Origin of the sequence: Rhizobium freirei PRF 81 (genome assembly GCF_000359745.1) — a bacterium.
Taxonomy (GTDB): domain Bacteria; phylum Pseudomonadota; class Alphaproteobacteria; order Rhizobiales; family Rhizobiaceae; genus Rhizobium; species Rhizobium freirei.
The window spans coordinates 1-1,810 of record NZ_AQHN01000017.1 but is presented as its reverse complement, the minus strand read 5'-3'; the positions used below and the strand labels follow the sequence as shown (position 1 = coordinate 1,810).

The following is a 1,810-nucleotide window of genomic DNA, read 5'->3' as shown; positions in this document are numbered from 1 at the left end:
GATCAGAGCGCCTTTTGGAGTTCCGGCAGGGCTTCGAAGAGGTCGGCGACGAGGCCGTAGTCGGCGATCTGGAAGATCGGCGCTTCCTCGTCCTTGTTGATGGCGACGATGACCTTCGAGTCCTTCATGCCGGCCAGATGCTGGATGGCGCCGGAGATGCCGCAGGCGATATAGAGCTGCGGGGCCACCACCTTGCCGGTCTGGCCCACCTGCCAGTCGTTCGGCGCATAGCCGGCATCGACGGCGGCTCGGCTTGCGCCGACGGCGGCACCGAGCTTGTCGGCAACCGGCAGGATGACTTCGCGGAATTTTTCCGCCGAGCCGAGCGCGCGGCCACCGGAGATGATGATCTTCGCGGAGGTCAGCTCCGGACGATCCGACGACGACAGCGCATCGCCGACGAAGGTGGAGAGAGCCGGATCGGCCGCAGCCGACACCGTCTCGATCGCAGCCGAGCCGCCTTCGGACGCGGAGGCGAAGGAGGCCGTGCGCACGGTGATGACCTTCTTGGCGTCGGTCGACTGCACCGTCTGGATGGCATTGCCGGCATAGATCGGCCGCTTGAAGGTATCGGCCGACACCACTTCGATGATTTCCGAGACCTGGGCGACATCGAGCAGGGCAGCCACGCGCGGCAGCACGTTCTTGCCGACCGAAGTGGCGGCGCCGATGATGGTGTCATAGGCACCGGCAAGCGAAACGATCAGCGCCGCCAGCGGTTCCGCGAGATTGTTGGCAAGGCTTGCATCCTCTGCCACCAGTACCTTGGACACGCCGGAAAGCTTTGCCGCCTCACCGGCCGCAGCCTTGGCGCCCGCGCCGGCAACGAGCACGTGAACATCGCCGCCGATCTTGGCAGCAGCCGTCAGCGCCTTGCCGGTCTGGTCGGAGAGGTGGGCATTGTCGTGATCAGCCAGAAGAAGAATGGCCATGATGTCTAACTCCTCATTCGGACTAGATCATTTCCGCTTTTCTTCGAACAGCGAAAACGCTCTATATTTTTCTTTGCGCATTCCGGACGGAAAACCGCTTCGCACTTTTCCTGGAAATGCTCTGGTTTAAAGCACGCCGGCTTCGGTCTTGAGCTTCTCGATGAGCTCGGCCACCGACTTGACCTTGACGCCAGCCTTGCGGCCGCCGGGCTCTTCCGTCTTCAGCACTTTCAGCCGCGGCTCGGTCGACACGCCGAAATCGGCCGGCGACTTCTTGTCGAGCGGCTTCTTCTTCGCCTTCATGATGTTCGGCAGCGAGGCATAGCGCGGCTCGTTGAGGCGCAGGTCCGTGGTGACGACGGCTGGAAGCTTGACCTCGATCGTCTGCAGGCCGCCATCGACTTCGCGGGTGACCTTGGCCTTGCCATCACCAATCTCGATCTTCGAGGCGAAGGTTGCCTGCGCCGTGCCGAGAAGCGCCGCCAGCATCTGGCCGGTCTGGTTCGAATCGTCATCGATCGCCTGCTTGCCGACGATGATCAGGCCCGGCTGCTCGGCGTCAGCAACACCCTTCAGGATCTTGGCAACGGTGAGCGGCTCGACTTGATCGTCGGTCTCGACCAGGATGGCGCGATCCGCACCCATGGCGAGCGCCGTGCGCAGCGTTTCCTCGGCCTTGGCAGGCCCGATCGATACGACCACCACTTCCTCAGCCTTGCCGGCTTCCTTCAGACGCAGCGCCTCCTCGACCGAAATCTCGTCGAACGGGTTCATCGACATCTTCACGTTCGAAAGCTCAACGCCAGAACCATCCGGCTTCACGCGGATCTTGACGTTGTAGTCAACGACCCGCTTAACGGGAACCAGTATCTTCATGG

Annotated in this window: 2 protein-coding genes; both read right to left on the bottom strand. The window is 62.5% G+C overall.

The genetic code is table 11. The features are described 5' to 3' along the window. Positions 1–2: 2 nt before the first annotated feature. The gene (locus RHSP_RS07120; protein ID WP_004111453.1) at positions 3–932 is read right to left on the bottom strand and encodes an electron transfer flavoprotein subunit alpha/FixB family protein; all 930 of its coding nucleotides are present in this window, start codon (positions 930–932) and stop codon (positions 3–5) included. 126 nt (positions 933–1,058) lie between these two features. Continuing rightward, complete coding sequence (locus RHSP_RS07115; RefSeq protein ID WP_004111451.1) at positions 1,059–1,808, bottom strand: electron transfer flavoprotein subunit beta/FixA family protein; 750 nt, start codon at positions 1,806–1,808, stop codon at positions 1,059–1,061. Positions 1,809–1,810: the final 2 nt, after the last annotated feature.